Source organism: Saltatorellus ferox, from assembly GCA_007751475.1.
Taxonomy (GTDB): Bacteria; Planctomycetota; UBA1135; order UBA1135.
Genome location: CP036434.1, coordinates 5729920 through 5746235, shown reverse-complemented (window position 1 = coordinate 5746235; position 16316 = coordinate 5729920). Strand labels below are relative to the sequence as shown.

The window sequence follows — 16316 nt, the reverse complement described above, 5'->3', positions numbered from 1 at the left end:
AGAGGCCCAGGCGGGCGGCATGTGGGGGAGAGGCGTGGCGGGCGACCTGCGCCGCGCTACCCCCAAATGCACTCCCACGCCGCTTCCGGACAAGGAACTCGATTCTCCTCGGAGTCGGCCTCCTCCATGGAAGCCCCCGGGGAGGCAGCTCAGCCCCGGGCCGCGCTCCACGCCAGCCGGGCCATGCGCCAGGCGGTGGTGTTGGTGGTCACATCGAAGAGCCGGCGCGCCGTCGTATCGTTGTGCTTCGTATCGTGGAACCACACGGGGCGAGGCCAGATCCTGAACGGAGCGCGCACCACGGTCTTTTCGGGTCGCTCGAAGAGATAGGTGTTGTGAACGAAGCCCTGGCCGCTCCGAATGTCCTCGGCCTTGTGTCCCGGAAAGGCGCCCCACGGCGTGGAGCAGATCGCGAAGGCCGCGCCCGCCCAGAGGTTCAAGGAGACGGTCCCGTAGCGCAAACGCCCGATCGCGTCTTCGACGGCCCGTGCTATTCGCGGGTCACGCATGGAAGTGGGGTGCACGAGGATCGTGGCGTTCAGCGTGCCCCACAGCACATCGTTGCAGAACTCCGTTGCGTTGCGCAGAAAGTCGACGGGATCCTCGCCTTCGAGCGCCGTCTCCGCCATCAACCCGCACCACGACTCCGTCTGGAAGCAGATATCATCCGTCTTCGTTGGATCCACATCTTCGATCAAGGTCCAGCCGACGGTGTCGATTCCATTGGCTTCTCGCCCTTTGGCTCCGAACCGTTTCGCGTTGGGGTGGGCGGCGAGAAAGTCGCGGTGCCGAAGCTGAGCGCCCGGATAGTAGGGCGGCCGCGTCGGCGCCGCTTCCAGGGAACGGCCCACGGCATCCAGGAAAGCACGGCGCTGGTCCCACGCCTTGGCCGTCACGATCACGCGCGTGGCGAGGCAGTTGAAGCCGGAGTTGTTGACGAGGGACGACGCGATGTTGGAAGCCTGGAACGCGAGGTCGGAGGCGCTCCAGGGCCCGGGCACGGCGATCACGGGGCTCACGTTGCCCAGCTCCGACGTGATGGGCACCCTCACGCGCTTCTCGCCGGTTCGCTTGCGATCCTGGCCCTCTTTTCCCGTACCCCACACAATGGCGTCGAACGTCCGGTCCGACCCCGTGATGTGGATGTGATCCACCGCATCGTGTTCACAGAGATACTCGCCGGTCGTGGCGCCGCCGTGGACGATTCGAAGCACTCCCTTTCGGATCAGCGGCGCGAACGCGCGCTCCCAGGCTGGCCCGAGATACGCGTTCACGGGATTCGTCTTCAAGATCACGCAGTGCCCGCGTGCGAAGAGTTCGAAGAGCGTATCCAGGGGGCCGATGCAAGAGTGGTTTCCAGCGCCGAGGACCACCGTGATCCCCGGGCGTGCACCTTTGCCGCCAGGGCGATGCATCCACCCCATCGTTTCTTCGAGGTGCTCCAGCTCGACGCCCCGCTCCATCCACACCTCGGCGCTCATGCCGCGGAAGAGAATCCTGTCGAGCGGGTCCGTCGGGAACACGGGCGCTTTGACCCGGCCGTCTTCTGCCTCACGGGCTGTCCCCGGCAGGCGCGGAGCCCCGTGCACCTGAATATCACGGAGCGCCCGCCCCTGTAGCTGCAGGTGCCTCAACACCGTCCACGGTCCGGCGAGCCACTCCTCGGCGCGGATGTCCGGAAGCACGTCCGGGCTGGCCCCCAGGCCCTTGGCTTCCGCGCTGATGTGAACCCACTCGGATGCTGCCTCTGCCACGGTGACCTCGAGTTCCTCAAGCAGCGCGATTCGGTCCGTCAGCGTTAGTTCGACCCAGGCGGTCGCGTGCGCGCGAAGGTGCTCCAGCGCCTCGTTGCAGGCGCTCGTTGGCGTGGGATCGGGCCAGGGAATCATCGTCGATTTCTCATCGCTTGCCGGTACTTCAGATCATGCGTCAAGAGCCACGTTCCCCGCGCTGTGCACGAGGAACACCGTTCCGAGCTTGTGGAGCATATGGTTCGTGCTCTCCGTGAGGTAGCTTGCGTTCTCCCCATGCTCGGGAAGCCGGAAGCCCATCATCACGATGGCCGCGTTCCTGGAGGTTTCGCGGATAGCGCCCAGGGGATCTTCCGACACGATGGCCTTGGCCTCCGCTCGGATACGCGCGGTACCCAGAAGCTCCCGCAGGTGGCGTTCGGACTCCTCGACGCCGCTCTCGCTGCTGACGACGCGCAGGAGCCGAATCTTATGATCGCGCCACTCCTCGTTCTGGACGAGCAGGTGAGCGAGCATCACCATCAGCGGGCCGTTCTCCTTGCCGCGCCACCACACGTCGATGGTGCCGTCGGGAACTTCGCGCGGGTCGCTGTCCTCCGTGTTCTTGGTCGACAGCATCAGAATGCTGTACCCGAGGTTGCGGATGGTGCGCAGCGTCTCCAGCCGCTCTTCCGCCTGCTCGGGATCGCTCGACCAGCCGACGAGGATTGTGTTGGGGCGGAAGGCGCCGAGGCCGTGGCACTGGGCAAGGGCTTCGATCCCGCGGTTGCGGTCCGGGCTCACGACGACGGCAGGGAACGCTTCCAGACCCTCTTCCTGGATGAACCGGCGCAGCGCCTTCTCCTGGGCAAGGCGACGCTCGACGAGGTTCTCTACGTCACCCGTGATGACCTGCGCGAGGCTCAGAATGCCGCGTCCCGCGCACAGCCAGTGCCCGAAGACCGCCAGCTCGACGCGCGCGCCTGCGCCACCACTGAAGGCCAGGATCGAGGGGCGCCAGTTCTTTGGATGGTAGCTCTCTTCTTCCAGGCGCTGGAGCTCCTTGCGCGCGCGTTCGAAGGCGGCCCCGCTGCGTACGTCGCCCCAGGTCGACCGGATCTGGCGGCGCCCGATGTAGCGGTGGAGCATCGCCATCAGGGCCACGGCGGCCAGGGCCCAGAGCGGCGCGATGAGCAGCATCACGAGCGCACAGCTCACGGCGCCCAGCAGCGCGATCGTCCAGTGCGTCCACTTGAACGTGGGACGATAGGACGGGTTGCGCGTATAGGACTCCTGGAACGTGGCGAGGTTCAGGTAGCCGTAGGTCACCATGAAGAACATGGTGATAATGGGGGCGATGAGGTCGAGGTCGCCCACCAGGATGCCGAGCTCGGCGATCACGAAGGTGGCGACGACGGCGCGGCGCGGCTCGTTGGTCGCGCCGGAGCCCTGGGCGAACGGATTGAGGCGGCGGAAGATCCGGTCGCGAGCGAGGGCCTGGAGGATCCGCGGCGCGCCCATCATCGAACCGATGGCGGAGGAGAGCGTCGCTGCAAAGATGCCAGCGGTGATCAGGGGGCCGAAGGCCGCGACCTCGCGCACGACCATGTTGTCGGTCTGGAGCGTGATGCGCGGCTCCGAGCCGCCGAGGAGCAGTGCCATGCCGGCGTAGACGAGCCCGGTGAAAGCGATGGAGGCGAGCGTGCCCCGGGGGATCGACTTGGCGGGGTCACGCAGGTCGCCCGACATGTTGGCACCCGCCATGATCCCGGTGGCGGCCGGGAAGAACAGCGCGAACATCGTGAAGAAGCTCTGACCCTCCAGGAATCCCGTGCCGAGGTTCTCCGACAGGGTCGAGGGATCGAACGAGCCGATGGCTCCCACCGCGAACGACGCGATGGAGAGCAGGAGGATCGCCAGGATTCCGTACTGCAGCTTGATCGTCCAGCCAGCGCCGATGAAGACGCAGAGGAAGACCAGCAGGTTGATCGTGCTGGCCACCGACTCGCGGTGTGGGGCGAAGGCCGGGAACGTCGCCGTGAACGCCTCCGTGAAGCCGATCACGTACATGGCGACCGAGATCGCCTGGGCCAGGAAGAACACGACCCCGATGGACCCGCCGGACTCCACGCCCAGCGAGCGGCTGATCATGAAGTAGGCGCCGCCGCCCTTGACCCGAGTGTTCGTGGCGATCGCCGAGACCGAGAACGCGGTCATCGTGGTGATCGCCTTCGAAAGCGCCACGATCCCGAGGGTCGCCAGGACGCCCGCGTTGCCCACGACCTGGCCGAACCGCAGGAACATGATCACGCCGAGGATGGTCAGCGTGCAGGGCGTGAAAACGCCCCCGAAGGTCCCGAAACGACCGCTGGAGGATTCGCGTGACTGTGCCAAGGCGGTCGGGAAAGAAGGGGCGTGGAGGCGACGTGGGAGGAGGCCGGGGGCCGGGCCCGCTTGTGTGCGGCGATTGTATCCGCTCCAGGGTCTCGTCCCATCGACTCGATCCGATAGACTCTTTCCCTCGACAGGCGCCCCTGGCGCCCGATTTCACAGCGTCCCAGCCCCGCCGCTCGATCCGGAGCGGCCCCCCGATCCCATGGCGAAGCCCAAGTCTGGCCCGATGGATACCATCGTCTCCCTCTGCAAGCGCAGAGGGTTCGTGTTCCCTGCCTCCGAGATCTACGGCGGTATCGGTAACACGTACGACTACGGTCCCCTGGGCGTCGAGCTGCTCCGCCACGTGAAGGACGCCTGGTGGAGCCGCGTGGTCACGAGCCGCGAGGACGTCGTCGGGCTCGACTCGGCGATCATCCAGAACCCGCAGACCTGGGTCACGTCCGGTCACGTCGGTGGTTTCAGCGACCCGATGGTGGACTGCAAGAAGTGCAAGTCACGCTTCCGCGCGGACAAGCTGGACGACGCGCGCTGCCCCGAGAAGCCCTCGAAGCAGCCCGGCCAGTGCGAGGGCGAGCTGACGGAGCCCCGCGAGTTCAACCTGATGTTCAAGACGAACCTCGGGGCGGTCGAGAGCACGTCTTCGGTGGCCTACCTGCGCCCGGAGACGGCCCAGGGAATCTTCCTGAACTTCAAGAACGTCCTGGAGTCAGCCCGGATCAAGCCGCCGTTCGGCATCGCGCAGATCGGCAAGAGCTTCCGGAACGAGATCACGCCGGGCAACTTCGTCTTCCGCACGCGAGAGTTCGAGCAGGCGGAGATGGAGTTCTTCGTGCCGCCCGACGAGGAGCAGAAGTGGTACGACTTCTGGCGTAAGGCGCGCTTCGACTGGTACGTCGAGATGGGCATCCGTCCCGAGAAGCTTCGCATGCGCGAGCATGACAAGGAAGAGCTCGCGCACTACTCCACGGCCACGGCGGACATCGAATACGAGTACCCGTTCGGCTGGGGCGAGCTCGAGGGCATCGCCTGCCGCACCGACTTCGACCTCAAGCGTCACTCGGAGGCGTCGGGCAAGGACCTCGTGTACTTCGATCCCCAGACGAAGGAGCACTACACCCCGTACGTGATCGAGCCCGCGGGCGGCATCAACCGGATGGCGCTCACGTTCCTCATCGACGCGTACGAGGAGGAAGAGCTCGAGAAGGACACCCGCGTGGTCCTGCGCTTCCACCCGGAGATCGCGCCGATCACGTGCGCGATCTTCCCGCTCGTCAAGAAGGACGGCATGCCCGAGAAGGCGAAGGAGGTGGAGAAGCTGCTCCGCCGCGCGCGCATGAGCGTGTTCTACGACGAGGCGGGCGCCATCGGTCGCCGCTACCGCCGTCAGGACGAGGTCGGCACGCCGTACTGCGTGACCGTGGACGGCGACACGCTGGAGAGCGATGTCGTGACCGTCCGCGATCGCGACAGCATGGAGCAGGAGAAGGTCAAGATCTCCGAGCTGCCGACGTATCTGCTCGAGAAGATGGACGGCTGGAAGCGGCAGTAGGCGGCCTGACTGCCACCGCAGTCACCGTTACCGAAGTAGCCGCTTGGCGATCTTTCCCGAGCCCGTCTTCGGAAGTTCGCGCATGAACACGAACGCGCGGGGCAGCTTGTAACGAGCCAGCCGCTCCGCGCAGTGTTCGCGCAGCTCGGCCTCGAGCCCCTCCGTGCGCTCGATGCCGTCGCGGAGCACGACGGCCGCCCGGACCTCCTCGCCCCACTCCGTCGAGGGCGCTCCGTAGGCCGCGCACTCCAGCACGGCGGGGTGCGAGTACAGCGCGTTCTCGACCTCGATCGAGTACACGTTCTCGCCGCCGGTCAGGATCATGTCCTTCTTCCGATCGACGATGTTGACCCAGCCCTCTGCGTCGATCGTCGCGAGATCCCCCGTGTGGAACCAACCGCCCCGGAACGCCGCCTTCGTTTCCGCCGGGCGATTCCAGTACCCGGGTGTGATCGTCGAACCGCGCGCCACGATCTCGCCGACCGTGCGATCGTCGCGCGGCACCGAGCGGCCCCCTTCGTCGATCACGTCCAGCTCGACCGTTTCGAAGGGCCGTCCCGTTCGAGACCGCCGCGCGAGCTGGCGCTCCTCGCTCTCCTCACGATGGCGCGGCTCCAGAATGCCCAGCGTCAGGTAGGGGCTCGTCTCCGTCAGCCCGTACGTCTGCACGTATTCGCAGTGAAACGTGTCCAGCACGGCCGCCACGGCCGCCGGTGAGATCGGCGCGCCGCCGCTCAGCACCAGCCGCAGCGAGCCGCCGTCGAAGCCAGCCGCGGGTGCCGCGGCGAGCATGCGCTGGAGCATCGTGGGCACGAGGTTGCTCACCGTCACGCCGCTCTCCTCGAAGAGAGCGAGCGCCGCGCGGCCGTCGAAGTCCGGCAGGAACACATGGCAGCCGCCCGCCAGCGTGATGGCGATCGTGGCCCACGCATCGGCTAGGTGGAACATGGGGGCGACGTGACCCCAGAGGTCATCGTTCGCGAGGTCCAGTTCGGTGATCGCGGCGAGTGCGTGCTGGACGACGTTGCGCTGGGTCAGGGGAACACCCTTGGGCTTGCCGGTCGTGCCGCTCGTGTAGTAGAGGTGCGCGACATCGTCCTCCTCGGAGGCATGGGCGACGAAGCCGTGGAGAGCGTCCGTCTCGAGGGGCAAACCGAAGGGCGGATCGTTCGCGGATAGTCCCACGAACTGGAGATCGACGCCGCTACCGGCGCTCTCCGCCAGCTCGCGAAAGCAGTCTTCCGCCACCAGCATGCGCGTCCTGGAGTCTTCGAGGACGTCTCGGATCTCGGCGGCGCTCAGCCGGTAGTTCAGCGGCACCAGCACGGCTCCGACCCCCGCGCACGCGAACGTCCAGACGAGGAAGAGCGGAGCGTTGCGATGGAGCAAGGCCACGCGGTCGCCGGGTTCGATCCCGGCCCTTTGAAGAGCCGCGGCGAGCATACGGGTCGTCGTCAGCAGGGAGCGATAGTCGAGCGGTCGCTCGCCCCCGATCGCGGGAGCGCCCGGTTGCAGCGCGGCGCCGGACTCCAGCGCTTCCCAGACGGTTCTCGCGGCGTTCTTCGGAGCAGTCATGGCCAGAGCTTCGCCAACGTGCGCGGCGCGCGCTACTTGGAAGGCCGCCGAAACTCGGCCCAGTCGCGCTGCATCTCCAGGAACGCGAAGGACGCCGACCAGGTGATGAGCCCGAGGCCCGCCAGCGCCTCCGCGCCGCACAGGATCCGGATCGCGCCCGTCGGGACGATGTCGCCGAACCCGAGGGTCGTGAAGCTCGTGACGCTGAAGTAGATGAAGTCCAGCGCGCCCTCATCGACAGGTCCCTCCAGCCGGCCGAATTCCGGCCAGCCGTCCATGACCCAGTAGGTCAGGCCGAAGATCCACACCTCGGCGATGTGGGCCACCAGCATGGCGAACATGACGCCCAGGACGCGTGCCTGGCGCCGGATCCTGAGCCTGGGGAGGGCCCACGAAGCGGTGCGCATCACCTCGTAGTGGAGGACGGCGCAAACGGCGACGACCACCGTTCCGATGGCGCCGACGATCAGCTGATCCGCGGAGACGTCGAACGCGCGCCGCGACAGGAGGGAGAGGAAGAGATCGGTCATCATGTCCGGCACCGCGGCTGGCGATCCGCTCAGTAGCCCGCGGCCTGGCCGTCTTTGCGCGACTCGGAGGCGCCCGCGTACACGCCGCGCTCTGCGTCCCAGCGAATCGCCTGGTAGCCGCCGAAGATGCCGTTGGCGGATTCGAGCTTGTGCCCGCGTCGCTGCAGCCCGCGCAGGACGTCCCAGCTGATCCCGGTCTCCAGGTGCAGCTGTCCGCCGTCGCCCATGGTCTCGCCCGTCGGCTGCGACGATCCCGTGTGCACCATGCGCGGCGCGTCCCCGGCTTCCTGGAGGTTCATCCCGAAGTCGACGAGGTTCACGACGATCTGCGCGTGCCCCTGGGGCTGGGTCGCGCCGCCCATGAGACCGAACGCGATGTACGGCTTGCCGCCCCTGGTGATGAACGCCGGGATGATCGTATGGAAGGGGCGCTTCCCGGGCTCGTAGCTGTTCGCCCGGCCCGGCGTCAGGTCGAAGAGCTGGCCGCGGTCCTGGAGGCAGAAACCGAGCCCAGGCGGCGTCATCCCCGATCCCATGCCGCGGTAGTTCGACTGGATCAACGAGACCATCATCCCGCTGGAGTCAGCCGTGCAGAGATAGATCGTGTCGCCCTCCTCCAGCGCCGCGTTGCCCGGCTCGGTGCTCTTCATCGCGCGCTCCTTGATGAGCGCGCTGCGCTCGGCGGCGTAGGCGTCGGAGAGCAGTCGTTCGATCGGCGCGCGAGAGAACGTCGGGTCCGCGTAGAACCTGGCGCGGTCCGCGAAGGCGAGCTTCTTGGCCTCGGTGAACAGGTGAATATACTCCTCGGAGCCGAATCCCATGCGCGCCACGTCGTGGCGCTCGAGGACCTGGAGCATCTGCAGCGCCGCGATGCCCTGGCCGTTCGGCGGCAGCTCCCAGACGTCGTAGCCGCGGTAGTTGACGGACACGGGATCGACCCATTCGCCGCGGTGCTCACGCAGGTCGTCGGCGGTCAGAAACCCGCTGTTCTCCGCCATGTAGGCGCCGATGGTCTCGGCGACCTCGCCCTCGTAGAAGCCCGCGCGGCCCTCCTCGGCGATCCGCTGCAGCGTGTTGGCGAGCCCCGGGTTGCGGAACACGTCGCCGACGCGCGGTGCGTGCCCGCCGGGCGCGAACGTCTCCAGGAACCCCGGGTACTTCCCTCGCGAGGGGAGGCTGAGATTCCAGTAGTAGGCGATCAACTCGGTGATCGGGGCGCCCTGGCGCGCGTACTCGATCGCAGGCGCGAGGACCTCGCCGAGGGGCAGCTTGCCGAAGCGCTCGTGCAGGCTGGTCCAGCCGTCGACCGCACCCGGGACGCTCACGGGGAGGGGGCCGTAGGGGGGGATGATCTTGGCGTCTTCCCCGACGGCCTCGCGGAGCTTCTCCAGGGTGAGGGACCTCGGCGACCGCCCGCTGCCGTTGTAGCCGTGGAGTTCGGCCGTCTCGGGGTCCCAGACGATCGCGAAGAGGTCGCCTCCGATGCCGTTCCCCGTGGGCTCGACCAGGCCGAGGAGGGCATTGGCCGCGATCGCGGCATCGACCGCCGAGCCGCCCGCCTTGAGGACGTCGAGGGCGACCTGGGTGGCGAGGGGCTGGCTGGTGGCCGCCATCCCGTTCTGCGCGTAGACCTCCGAGCGAGTGGCGAAGGAGCGGCCGGTCACGCGGTCGCCTGCCCAGGCGGTGGTCGCGGCGAGAACCAGGCAGACGGAGGCGGCGGTGGGGCGGAAGGTCGTCATGGAGAGGGCCAGGGCTGGGTGGTGAGCAAACGGGAGTGCCCAGCTTAGAATGCCGGGGCGCCGAGCGCGTATGCTGGATCCAGGACGCTGATGAACCTTCGCAAACACAATCCTGACACGCTGTCCGCTCCGCGGGAGGTGATCGAGGTCGAGGTCGAGCGCCTCGGTGTTCAGCCGTCGCGCATCGAGGTGATTCAGACGCGCGCCGTGAGCGTCTTGAAGCCCATCATGCTCGGCGGCCTCGTCGACCTGTGCGATATCCTCTCGATGCCAGCGCTCGCGCCGATCTTCCTGCCGCTAGGGATGGTGGTCGGCTACATCTTCGCGAGGTGGCTCGACGCGCCGCCGACGTGGCGAGTGATCATCGCCGCGCTGGTCGGCGTCTACTGGGTCGTGCCGTTCACGAGCCCGATCCCGGTGGCCGCAGCGACCGCGGCGTTCGTGTACATCTTCAAGCCCGATGTGATGCGAAGAGATCCGATCCTCGATCGCTAGCGACGGTCGGTGGCCAGGTACGATTCTGCCGTGAGCGCCCCCAGCACCAGTCCCCGCACCCTCATCATCGCCGAAGCGGGCGTGAACCATAACGGCTCCCTCGACCTCGCCCGGCAGCTCATCGAGCGAGCGGCGGAAGCGGGCGCCGACTACGTCAAGTTCCAGACCTTCATCGCGGAAAAGGTCATTTCGGCTTCGGCGCCCAAGGCCGCGTACCAGAAGGCGAACGCGGGCGATCCGGCCGAGACGCAGCTGGAGATGGTGAAGAAGCTGGAGCTCTCGGCTGCTGACCACCGTGCCCTCGTTCAGCACGCGGCGCTCCACGGCATCCGCTTCGCCTCGACCGCGTTCGACTCCCAGAGCTTCGACCTCCTCGGCGAGCTGGGCGTGGACTTCATGAAGGTTCCCTCCGGCGAGGTCACCAACCTGCCCTTCCTGCGCCGCATCGCATCGGCGCGCCTCCCGATCATCATGTCGACCGGCATGTGCGACCTCGAGGAGATCGGCGCCGCCCTCGGGGCACTGGAGACCGCCGGCGCGCGACGCGATTCGATCACGCTCCTGCACTGCAACACCCAGTACCCGACTCCGATCGAAGACGTGAACCTGCGCGCCATGGCGACGCTGCGCGAAGCGTTCGGCGTCCCCGTCGGCTACAGCGATCACACGCTCGGCATCGAGGTCCCGATCGCCGCCGTCGCCCTCGGCGCCACCGTCATCGAGAAGCACTTCACGCTCGACTCCACGCTCGAAGGCCCCGACCATTCGGCGTCGCTGGAGCCGGACGAGCTGACGGCGATGGTGCGCGGCATCCGGCGCATCGAACTCGCCCTGGGCGGTTCGGAGAAGCGCGCGACGCCCAGCGAGATCGACAACCGCGCCATCGCACGCCGCAGCCTCGTCGCCCGCGTTCCGATTCGCGAGGGCGAGGAGCTGACCGAGGCCAACCTCGGCGCGAAGCGGCCCGGCACCGGCGTGTCGCCCATGCGCTGGGATGAGGCCATCGGTCGCCGCGCGGGGCGCAGCTACGGCATCGATGAGCCCATCGACGCCAGCGACTTACCCTGAGTCGCGCTCGCCCGCGCCGAGGATCGCCTCGGCTCGCGCCAGATCCGCGGCCGTATCGATGTCGATCGAGCGGTCCGATGGCATGACGTAGGCCACGGTGCGTTCGGTCACGAACGAGCGAGCGGAGCGCAGCTGCTCGGTGGTGGCGTAGTAGAGCGCGCCGTTCAGCACGTACGCCTGGTCGAGGTCCTGGCGCCGCGCGGGTCGCTGGCTCGGGTCCACGAAGGGAACGAGTTCCGATGCGCCGCCGAGCCGGAACATCCACGCCGGGTTCTCCATCGCAGGGCGAACCGAAACGCAGGAGGGCGCGCCGCTTCTATCGAGCACTTCGGCGGCGCGGGCCAGGTCCTCCGCCGTGCGCAGCGGCGACGTCGGCTGGAGCAGCACGAGAACGTCGAAGCCCGGCACCTCGTCCAGCGCGTGCAGCGCCACGTCGATCGCCCCCGCGGTATCCGTCGCCAGATTCGCGGGCCGAACGAACGGTACCTCGCAGCCGTACTCCCGGGCGACCGCCGCGATCGCCTCGTCATCGCTGGAGAGGATGACGCGATCGATGGCCGGGCACGCGAGCGCCGCCTCCACCGTCCACGCCAGGAGCGGCTTGCCACCCAGGGGCAGGACGTTCTTGTGGGGGAGCCCCTTCGAGCCACCTCGCGCAGGGATCAGCCCGAGCACGCGCCGGTCGCCGATCACGGAAAGACCTCGTCGTAGTCGGTGTTGGCGCGCTGGAAGTCGTCGACGCGTCCGATGTCTCGCCAGTAGCCGTCGATCCGGTGACTGCGCGCCCGGAGCCCGCTTTCGATGGCGAGCTCGAACAGCGTGGTGACGTCCATACGCTCCCTCTTCGGAATGAGGCCCAGGACGCTCGGGGAGAGCACGTAGATGCCCGCGTTCACCGTCGAGTGATACACGGGCTTCTCCTCGATCGTTTCGATCGCGCCGTCCACGTCCTTGATGACCCCGAAGGGCACCTGGACCTCGTAGTCGCGCACCGCCATCGTGGCGTCGCAGCCGGAAGCGATATGCCGGTCCACTAGATGCGTGTAGTCCACGGTCGTCAGGAGGTCGCCGTTGGTCAGGATCAACGGGCGCTCGGGAACATGGGGCAGAAGCCCGAGCGCTCCCGCCGTTCCCAGGGGCTCTTCCTCCCGGAGGTAGCGAATCTCGACGCCCCACTTCGACCCGTCGCCGAAGTGCGCCTCCACGATCTCCGCCTTGAAGTGCACCGCGAACCAGAACCGCTTGAAGCCCTGGGCGCGAAAGTTCGTGAGGATCGTTTCCAGGATAGGCCGGCCGCCCACGGAGAGCATCGGCTTCGGCACGTTGCGCGTCAGGTCGCGCAGGCGACGTCCGAACCCGCCGACCATGATCACGACTTCCTCGGGGCGGGAGGTCGCGTGAAGGAGTTCGTCGATGGTCGCCAGCCCGACCACGATACCGCTCTCTTCCAGTACCGGGATCTGGTGGAGGCCGCGGTCCCGCATCAAGCGCAGGAGGTCGGACGGCCTATCCCCGGGGCGCGCGCACGTGGGAGAGGGGTTCGCCGCGTCGTGAATCGGCTGATCGAGCGCGTGCCCCGAGAGGATCGCGCGCCGGGCATCGCCGTCGCTCAGGGTGCCGATGAGCCTCATGTCCTCGTCGATCACGAGCGCTATCTGGCACGCCGATCGGTTGATCGCGGCGAGCGCTTCGAAGAGCGTGGCGGTGGGCGCGACGAGCGTCTCCTTCCAGTTTTTCATGGGAGGTCCTGGAAGTGTTTCTGGAGTAGTTCGTGCGGAGCGGGCGCGTCGCGCAGGATCCGCAGGATACGGGGAGACGTGTGACCATCGCCGTAGGGATTCCCGAGCCCGGCGGGCGGCGGGCCCGCGAGTGCGACCTGGAGGGCCTCGCGGATCGAAGGCACGTCCGACTCGCAGTGCAGTACCGTCTCGCCGGCGAGCCGCCCGGCCTGCCGGTTGCCCACGTCGACCGACCAGACGCCGAAGGATGGCGCTTCGGTCAGCCCGCTGGAGGAGTTCCCGACGACCGCGTCCACGCGGTCCATCAGGCTCAGGTAGCGCGCTTGCCCGAGGGATGGATAGGCATGGACCCAGCGGGCGTTCGCCGCGACGAAGCGATCGAGGGCCGCGCCGATCGCCGCGAACCCGGGGTCGGCATTCGCTCCGGTCACGAAGAGCCGCGCGTCCGTTTCGCCGGCGGGCGCGAGTTCGGTCACGAGGGCTTCCAGCAGCCGCTCGAGCTGTCCGCGCCCGAGATCGCGCTCCATCGTGACGGGATGAAACGTGAAGAGCAGATTGCGCGGTCCGAGCGGAACGCCAAGGGACGCTTCCAGCTCCGCGAGCGGCATGCGCTCACGCCGTTCGATGTGATCCAGGCCAGGATTGCCCACGACGTGCACGCGCTCAGGAGATTCCCCGAGCTGGCGGACCCTGGCGGCGGACTCCTCGTTCGTGACGAGGTGGAGGTGACTGAGCTTGGTGATCGCGTGCCGGATGGAATCGTCGAACGCGCCCGCCGTGACGTCGCCGCCGCCCACGTGCACCACGGGGATGCCCGAGAGCGAGGCCGCCTGGACCGCGCCCAGGATCTCGAAGCGATCGCCCAGCACCATCACGAGGTCCGGCCGGAGCCGCTCGAACGCGGCGCCGCAGCCCTCCGTCGCCTGCGCGAGGGCGCGGACGGTGCTCGAACGGTCGTCCGCGTGCAGGTCGATCGGAACCTCTTCCGCGATGGGAACGCCGTCCGCGCGGATTGCATCGACCGTGTGGCCGTGGCGCCTGGAGAGGTGGGAGCCCGTGACGACCAGGCTCATCTTGAGGTCCTCGGCCGCGAGCATGTCGACGATCGGCCAGTACAAGAGGCCGTACTCGGCGCGGCTGCCCGTGACGACCGCGACGTGCAGCGGGGCGCTCATGCCGTCGGCGCTCCGCCGCTGCCTGGGTCCGCGGTGTCACTCAGGTCCGCGAGGCGCGGGCTGCTCGGGATGTTGATCACGCGCGCCTCCAGCGATTCGGCGACGGACACGTCCATGCGCGGGCAGCCTTCGAACATGGGAAGCCGGTGCATCGAGGTCCACAGCGGCCGCGACATGTAGTGGGCCGCGTTGAGTGCATCGAGTAGCTCGTCGCGATGCGCCGCGAGTTCCTCATCGAGCACGATCGCGTTGAGCCAGTAGTTGCTCGTCGTGTTCGCGGGCTCCTCGAGGAAGGAGGCGCCCTCCACGGTGGCGAAGGCGGCGCGGTAGCTCGCGCTGAGCTCGCGCTTTCGTCGGAGCATGTCGTCCAGCCGCTCCAGCTGGGCACAGCCCAGCGCCGCATTGAGGTTCGGCAGACGATAGTTGAACCCGACCTCGTCGTGCATGTAGCCCCAGCGGTGCGGGACGCGCGCGGTCGTCGTCAGGTGCTTCGCGCGTTCGCCCAGCTCCTTCGAACCGGTCAGGATCGCGCCGCCGCCGCCGGTCGTCACGACCTTGTTGCCGTTGAAGCTGACCGCGGAGACCAGCCCGTGCCGACCGGTGGGCTCGCCGCGATAGAGCGAGCCGATCGACTCCGCCGCGTCCTCCACGAGCACGAGGTGGAACTCCCGGGCCAGCTCGGCGAGAACGTCGAGGTCGGCGGGGTGGCCGAAGATGTGTGTGACGACGAGCGCTCGAATGCGAGCGCCGGTGGCGCGGTCCAGGAGCCGCCCGTTCTCGATGCGCGCGGTTTCACGGAGATGCTCGCGCAGCTTGCTGGCGTCGACGCCGAGCGAATGCGGCTCGGCGTCCACGAAGTGGGGGACCGCGCCGGTGTAGCTGACCGCGTTCGCGGTCGCCACGAAGGTCAGCGTGGGCAGCAACACGTGGTCCCCTGGCTCCACGCCCGCGAGGAGCAAGCAGACGTGGAGAGCCGCCGTGCCGGTGCTCGTCGCGACCGCGTGGGGCCGATCGAAGAGCGTCCCTAGATCCTTCTCCAGGCGAGTGACGAAGGCGCCCACGCTGGACACCCAGCCGGTCTCGATGCAGTCGCTCACGTACGCCAGCTCGTTGCCCCGGAACTCCGGCTCGTGCAGCGGGATCATCTTCTGGGGCGCGCCGAGCACGCGCCCCAGAGCGCCCAGAATCTCGGCCTTCGAGGCGTCCGTGGAAGCGGTCATACGTTGTACGTCCCGGTCTTGTACCTGGCGAGGTTCTGCGGCTCGGAGAACCACGCGCTCGTCGCCTCGAGTCCGCGCCGGAAGCCTTCGAGGCCGCCGTACTCCGGGGTCCAGCCCGCCACTTCGCGGGCCTTGCGGTTGCAGGCGAGCAGGCGCTCGACCTCGCTGCCCTTCGGCCGCACGCGGGCGGGATCGAGTTCGACCTCGACCTCCGTTCCCATGACATCGCCGATGAGCTTGACCATGTCGCCGATGGAGATCTCGAAGCCGCTGCCCACGTTGATGACGTCGCCCACCGCAGCGTCCGCCTCGGCGACCGCCACGAAGCCGCGGACCGTGTCGGCCACGAAGTTGAAGTCACGGGTCGGGGAGAGCGCGCCGAGCTGGATCTTCCGGGAGCCGGAGGCGATCTGACCGATCACCGTCGGGATGACGGCGCGCGCCGACTGGCGCGGGCCGTAGGTGTTGAACGGCCGGATCGTGGCGACGGGTGTTTCGAAGGAGGCGTGGAAGCTGGCGGCGATCTGGTCGGCGCCGATCTTCGACGCCGAGTACGGGGACTGCCCCTGGAGCGGATGCTCTTCCGTGATCGGGACGAAGCGCGCCGTCCCGTACACCTCGCTCGTGGACGTGTGCACCACTCGTTCGATGCCGAGATCGCGGGCGGCCTGCACGACGTTGAGCGTGCCGCGGATGTTCGTCTCGATGTAGGTGTCCGGCGAGTGGTACGAGTAGGGGATCGCGATCAGCGCCGCGAGGTGCATCACCGCGTCGGCGCCGGTGAGCGCGTTCCGGACGCCGTGGGGGTCACGGATATCGCCCGCGATCACGCGGATGGACTCCCGTATCTCCGCCGGAGAATCGTCGAGCCAGCCCCAGTGCCCGAAGCTGTTGTAGAGCACGAAAGCGGTGACGTCGGCCCCGGAGCGCACCAGGTGTTCCACGAGGTGGCTGCCGATGAATCCGTCCGCGCCCGTGACGACGACTTTCTTGCCCTTGAGTTTCAACTGACGAAGGAGGTGGTGAGCGGAACCGGACGGCCCTGGAGCCCCGCTCCTTGGAGCCGGGTGGAGGGGCGGAGGTGAGCGGCCATGGTCGC

The 16316-nt window shown here is 67.9% G+C and carries 13 protein-coding genes; 3 read left to right on the top strand and 10 right to left on the bottom strand.

What is annotated here, in order from left to right:
* Window positions 1-149: 149 nt before the first annotated feature.
* Both Poly30_RS20630 and Poly30_RS20625 read right to left on the bottom strand, forming a co-directional pair.
* Window positions 150-1889, bottom strand: coding sequence for an aldehyde dehydrogenase family protein (locus Poly30_RS20630; protein WP_145201721.1), 1740 nt, complete (start codon window positions 1887-1889; stop codon window positions 150-152).
* 33 nt (window positions 1890-1922) lie between these two features.
* Window positions 1923-4124: an APC family permease gene (locus tag Poly30_RS20625; protein ID WP_145201718.1), complete on the bottom strand. Its 2202-nt coding sequence runs from the start codon at window positions 4122-4124 to the stop codon at window positions 1923-1925.
* Window positions 4125-4326: 202 nt separating this feature from the next.
* Between Poly30_RS20625 and Poly30_RS20620 the strand changes: the two genes are divergently transcribed.
* Window positions 4327-5676, top strand: coding sequence for a glycine--tRNA ligase (locus Poly30_RS20620; RefSeq protein WP_145201715.1), 1350 nt, complete (start codon window positions 4327-4329; stop codon window positions 5674-5676).
* Window positions 5677-5703: 27 nt separating this feature from the next.
* Here the strand turns inward: Poly30_RS20620 and Poly30_RS20615 are convergent, their stop codons facing one another.
* From Poly30_RS20615 to ggt, 3 genes are read right to left on the bottom strand one after another with little or no spacing between them, the layout of a single operon-like run.
* Window positions 5704-7251 (bottom strand): class I adenylate-forming enzyme family protein, encoded by a 1548-nt coding sequence (locus tag Poly30_RS20615; RefSeq protein WP_145201712.1) that lies wholly within the window; start codon window positions 7249-7251, stop codon window positions 5704-5706.
* Between the two features lie 32 nt (window positions 7252-7283).
* Window positions 7284-7784 (bottom strand): potassium channel family protein, encoded by a 501-nt coding sequence (locus Poly30_RS20610; RefSeq protein WP_419190428.1) that lies wholly within the window; start codon window positions 7782-7784, stop codon window positions 7284-7286.
* A 26-nt stretch (window positions 7785-7810) separates the two neighbouring features.
* Window positions 7811-9520, bottom strand: a complete 1710-nt coding sequence (gene ggt, locus Poly30_RS20605; RefSeq protein WP_145201710.1) for a gamma-glutamyltransferase — start codon at window positions 9518-9520, stop codon at window positions 7811-7813.
* A gap of 90 nt (window positions 9521-9610) precedes the next feature.
* Here ggt and Poly30_RS20600 point away from each other — a divergent pair, with 90 nt between their 5' ends.
* Complete coding sequence (locus Poly30_RS20600; RefSeq protein ID WP_145201707.1) at window positions 9611-10015, top strand: hypothetical protein; 405 nt, start codon at window positions 9611-9613, stop codon at window positions 10013-10015.
* A 30-nt stretch (window positions 10016-10045) separates the two neighbouring features.
* On the top strand, window positions 10046-11083 hold the full coding sequence (neuB, locus tag Poly30_RS20595; protein WP_145201704.1) for an N-acetylneuraminate synthase: 1038 nt from the start codon (window positions 10046-10048) through the stop codon (window positions 11081-11083).
* On the opposite strand, the gene Poly30_RS20590 is transcribed toward neuB, so the two are convergent.
* Genes Poly30_RS20590 through Poly30_RS20570 form a run of 5 tightly spaced genes read right to left on the bottom strand, consistent with a single transcriptional unit; the run spans window position 11075 to window position 16224 of the window.
* Window positions 11075-11776, bottom strand: a complete 702-nt coding sequence (locus Poly30_RS20590) for an acylneuraminate cytidylyltransferase family protein (protein ID WP_145201701.1) — start codon at window positions 11774-11776, stop codon at window positions 11075-11077. The two genes, neuB and Poly30_RS20590, sit on opposite strands and share 9 nt — an antisense overlap.
* Complete coding sequence (locus Poly30_RS20585) at window positions 11773-12822, bottom strand: nucleotidyltransferase family protein (RefSeq protein ID WP_145201698.1); 1050 nt, start codon at window positions 12820-12822, stop codon at window positions 11773-11775. The genes Poly30_RS20590 and Poly30_RS20585 overlap by 4 nt, the downstream gene beginning before the upstream one ends.
* Window positions 12819-13997, bottom strand: coding sequence for a UDP-N-acetylglucosamine 2-epimerase (neuC, locus tag Poly30_RS20580; protein ID WP_145201695.1), 1179 nt, complete (start codon window positions 13995-13997; stop codon window positions 12819-12821). The genes Poly30_RS20585 and neuC overlap by 4 nt, the downstream gene beginning before the upstream one ends.
* Entirely contained in the window at window positions 13994-15217 is a 1224-nt protein-coding gene (locus tag Poly30_RS20575; protein ID WP_145201693.1) for a LegC family aminotransferase, read from the bottom strand. Before Poly30_RS20575 ends, neuC begins: the two co-directional genes overlap by 4 nt.
* Window positions 15214-16224 carry an NAD-dependent 4,6-dehydratase LegB gene (locus tag Poly30_RS20570; RefSeq protein ID WP_419190427.1) on the bottom strand — a complete coding sequence of 337 codons (1011 nt, stop codon included), beginning with the start codon at window positions 16222-16224 and terminating at the stop codon, window positions 15214-15216. The genes Poly30_RS20575 and Poly30_RS20570 overlap by 4 nt, the downstream gene beginning before the upstream one ends.
* Window positions 16225-16316 lie beyond the last annotated feature (92 nt).

What these genes read in the sequence shown, in the direction of transcription:
- Poly30_RS20620 (WP_145201715.1), top strand. Translation starts at nt 4,327, where the DNA reads ATGGCGAAGCCCAAGTCTGGCCCGATGGATACCATCGTCTCCCTCTGC.
- neuC (WP_145201695.1), bottom strand. Translation starts at nt 13,997, where the DNA reads ATGAGCGCCCCGCTGCACGTCGCGGTCGTCACGGGCAGCCGCGCCGAG.
- ggt (WP_145201710.1), bottom strand. Translation starts at nt 9,520, where the DNA reads ATGACGACCTTCCGCCCCACCGCCGCCTCCGTCTGCCTGGTTCTCGCC.
- Poly30_RS20630 (WP_145201721.1), bottom strand. Translation starts at nt 1,889, where the DNA reads ATGATTCCCTGGCCCGATCCCACGCCAACGAGCGCCTGCAACGAGGCG.
- Poly30_RS20600 (WP_145201707.1), top strand. Translation starts at nt 9,611, where the DNA reads ATGAACCTTCGCAAACACAATCCTGACACGCTGTCCGCTCCGCGGGAG.
- Poly30_RS20585 (WP_145201698.1), bottom strand. Translation starts at nt 12,822, where the DNA reads ATGAAAAACTGGAAGGAGACGCTCGTCGCGCCCACCGCCACGCTCTTC.
- Poly30_RS20575 (WP_145201693.1), bottom strand. Translation starts at nt 15,217, where the DNA reads ATGACCGCTTCCACGGACGCCTCGAAGGCCGAGATTCTGGGCGCTCTG.
- Poly30_RS20610 (WP_419190428.1), bottom strand. Translation starts at nt 7,784, where the DNA reads ATGATGACCGATCTCTTCCTCTCCCTCCTGTCGCGGCGCGCGTTCGAC.
- Poly30_RS20615 (WP_145201712.1), bottom strand. Translation starts at nt 7,251, where the DNA reads ATGACTGCTCCGAAGAACGCCGCGAGAACCGTCTGGGAAGCGCTGGAG.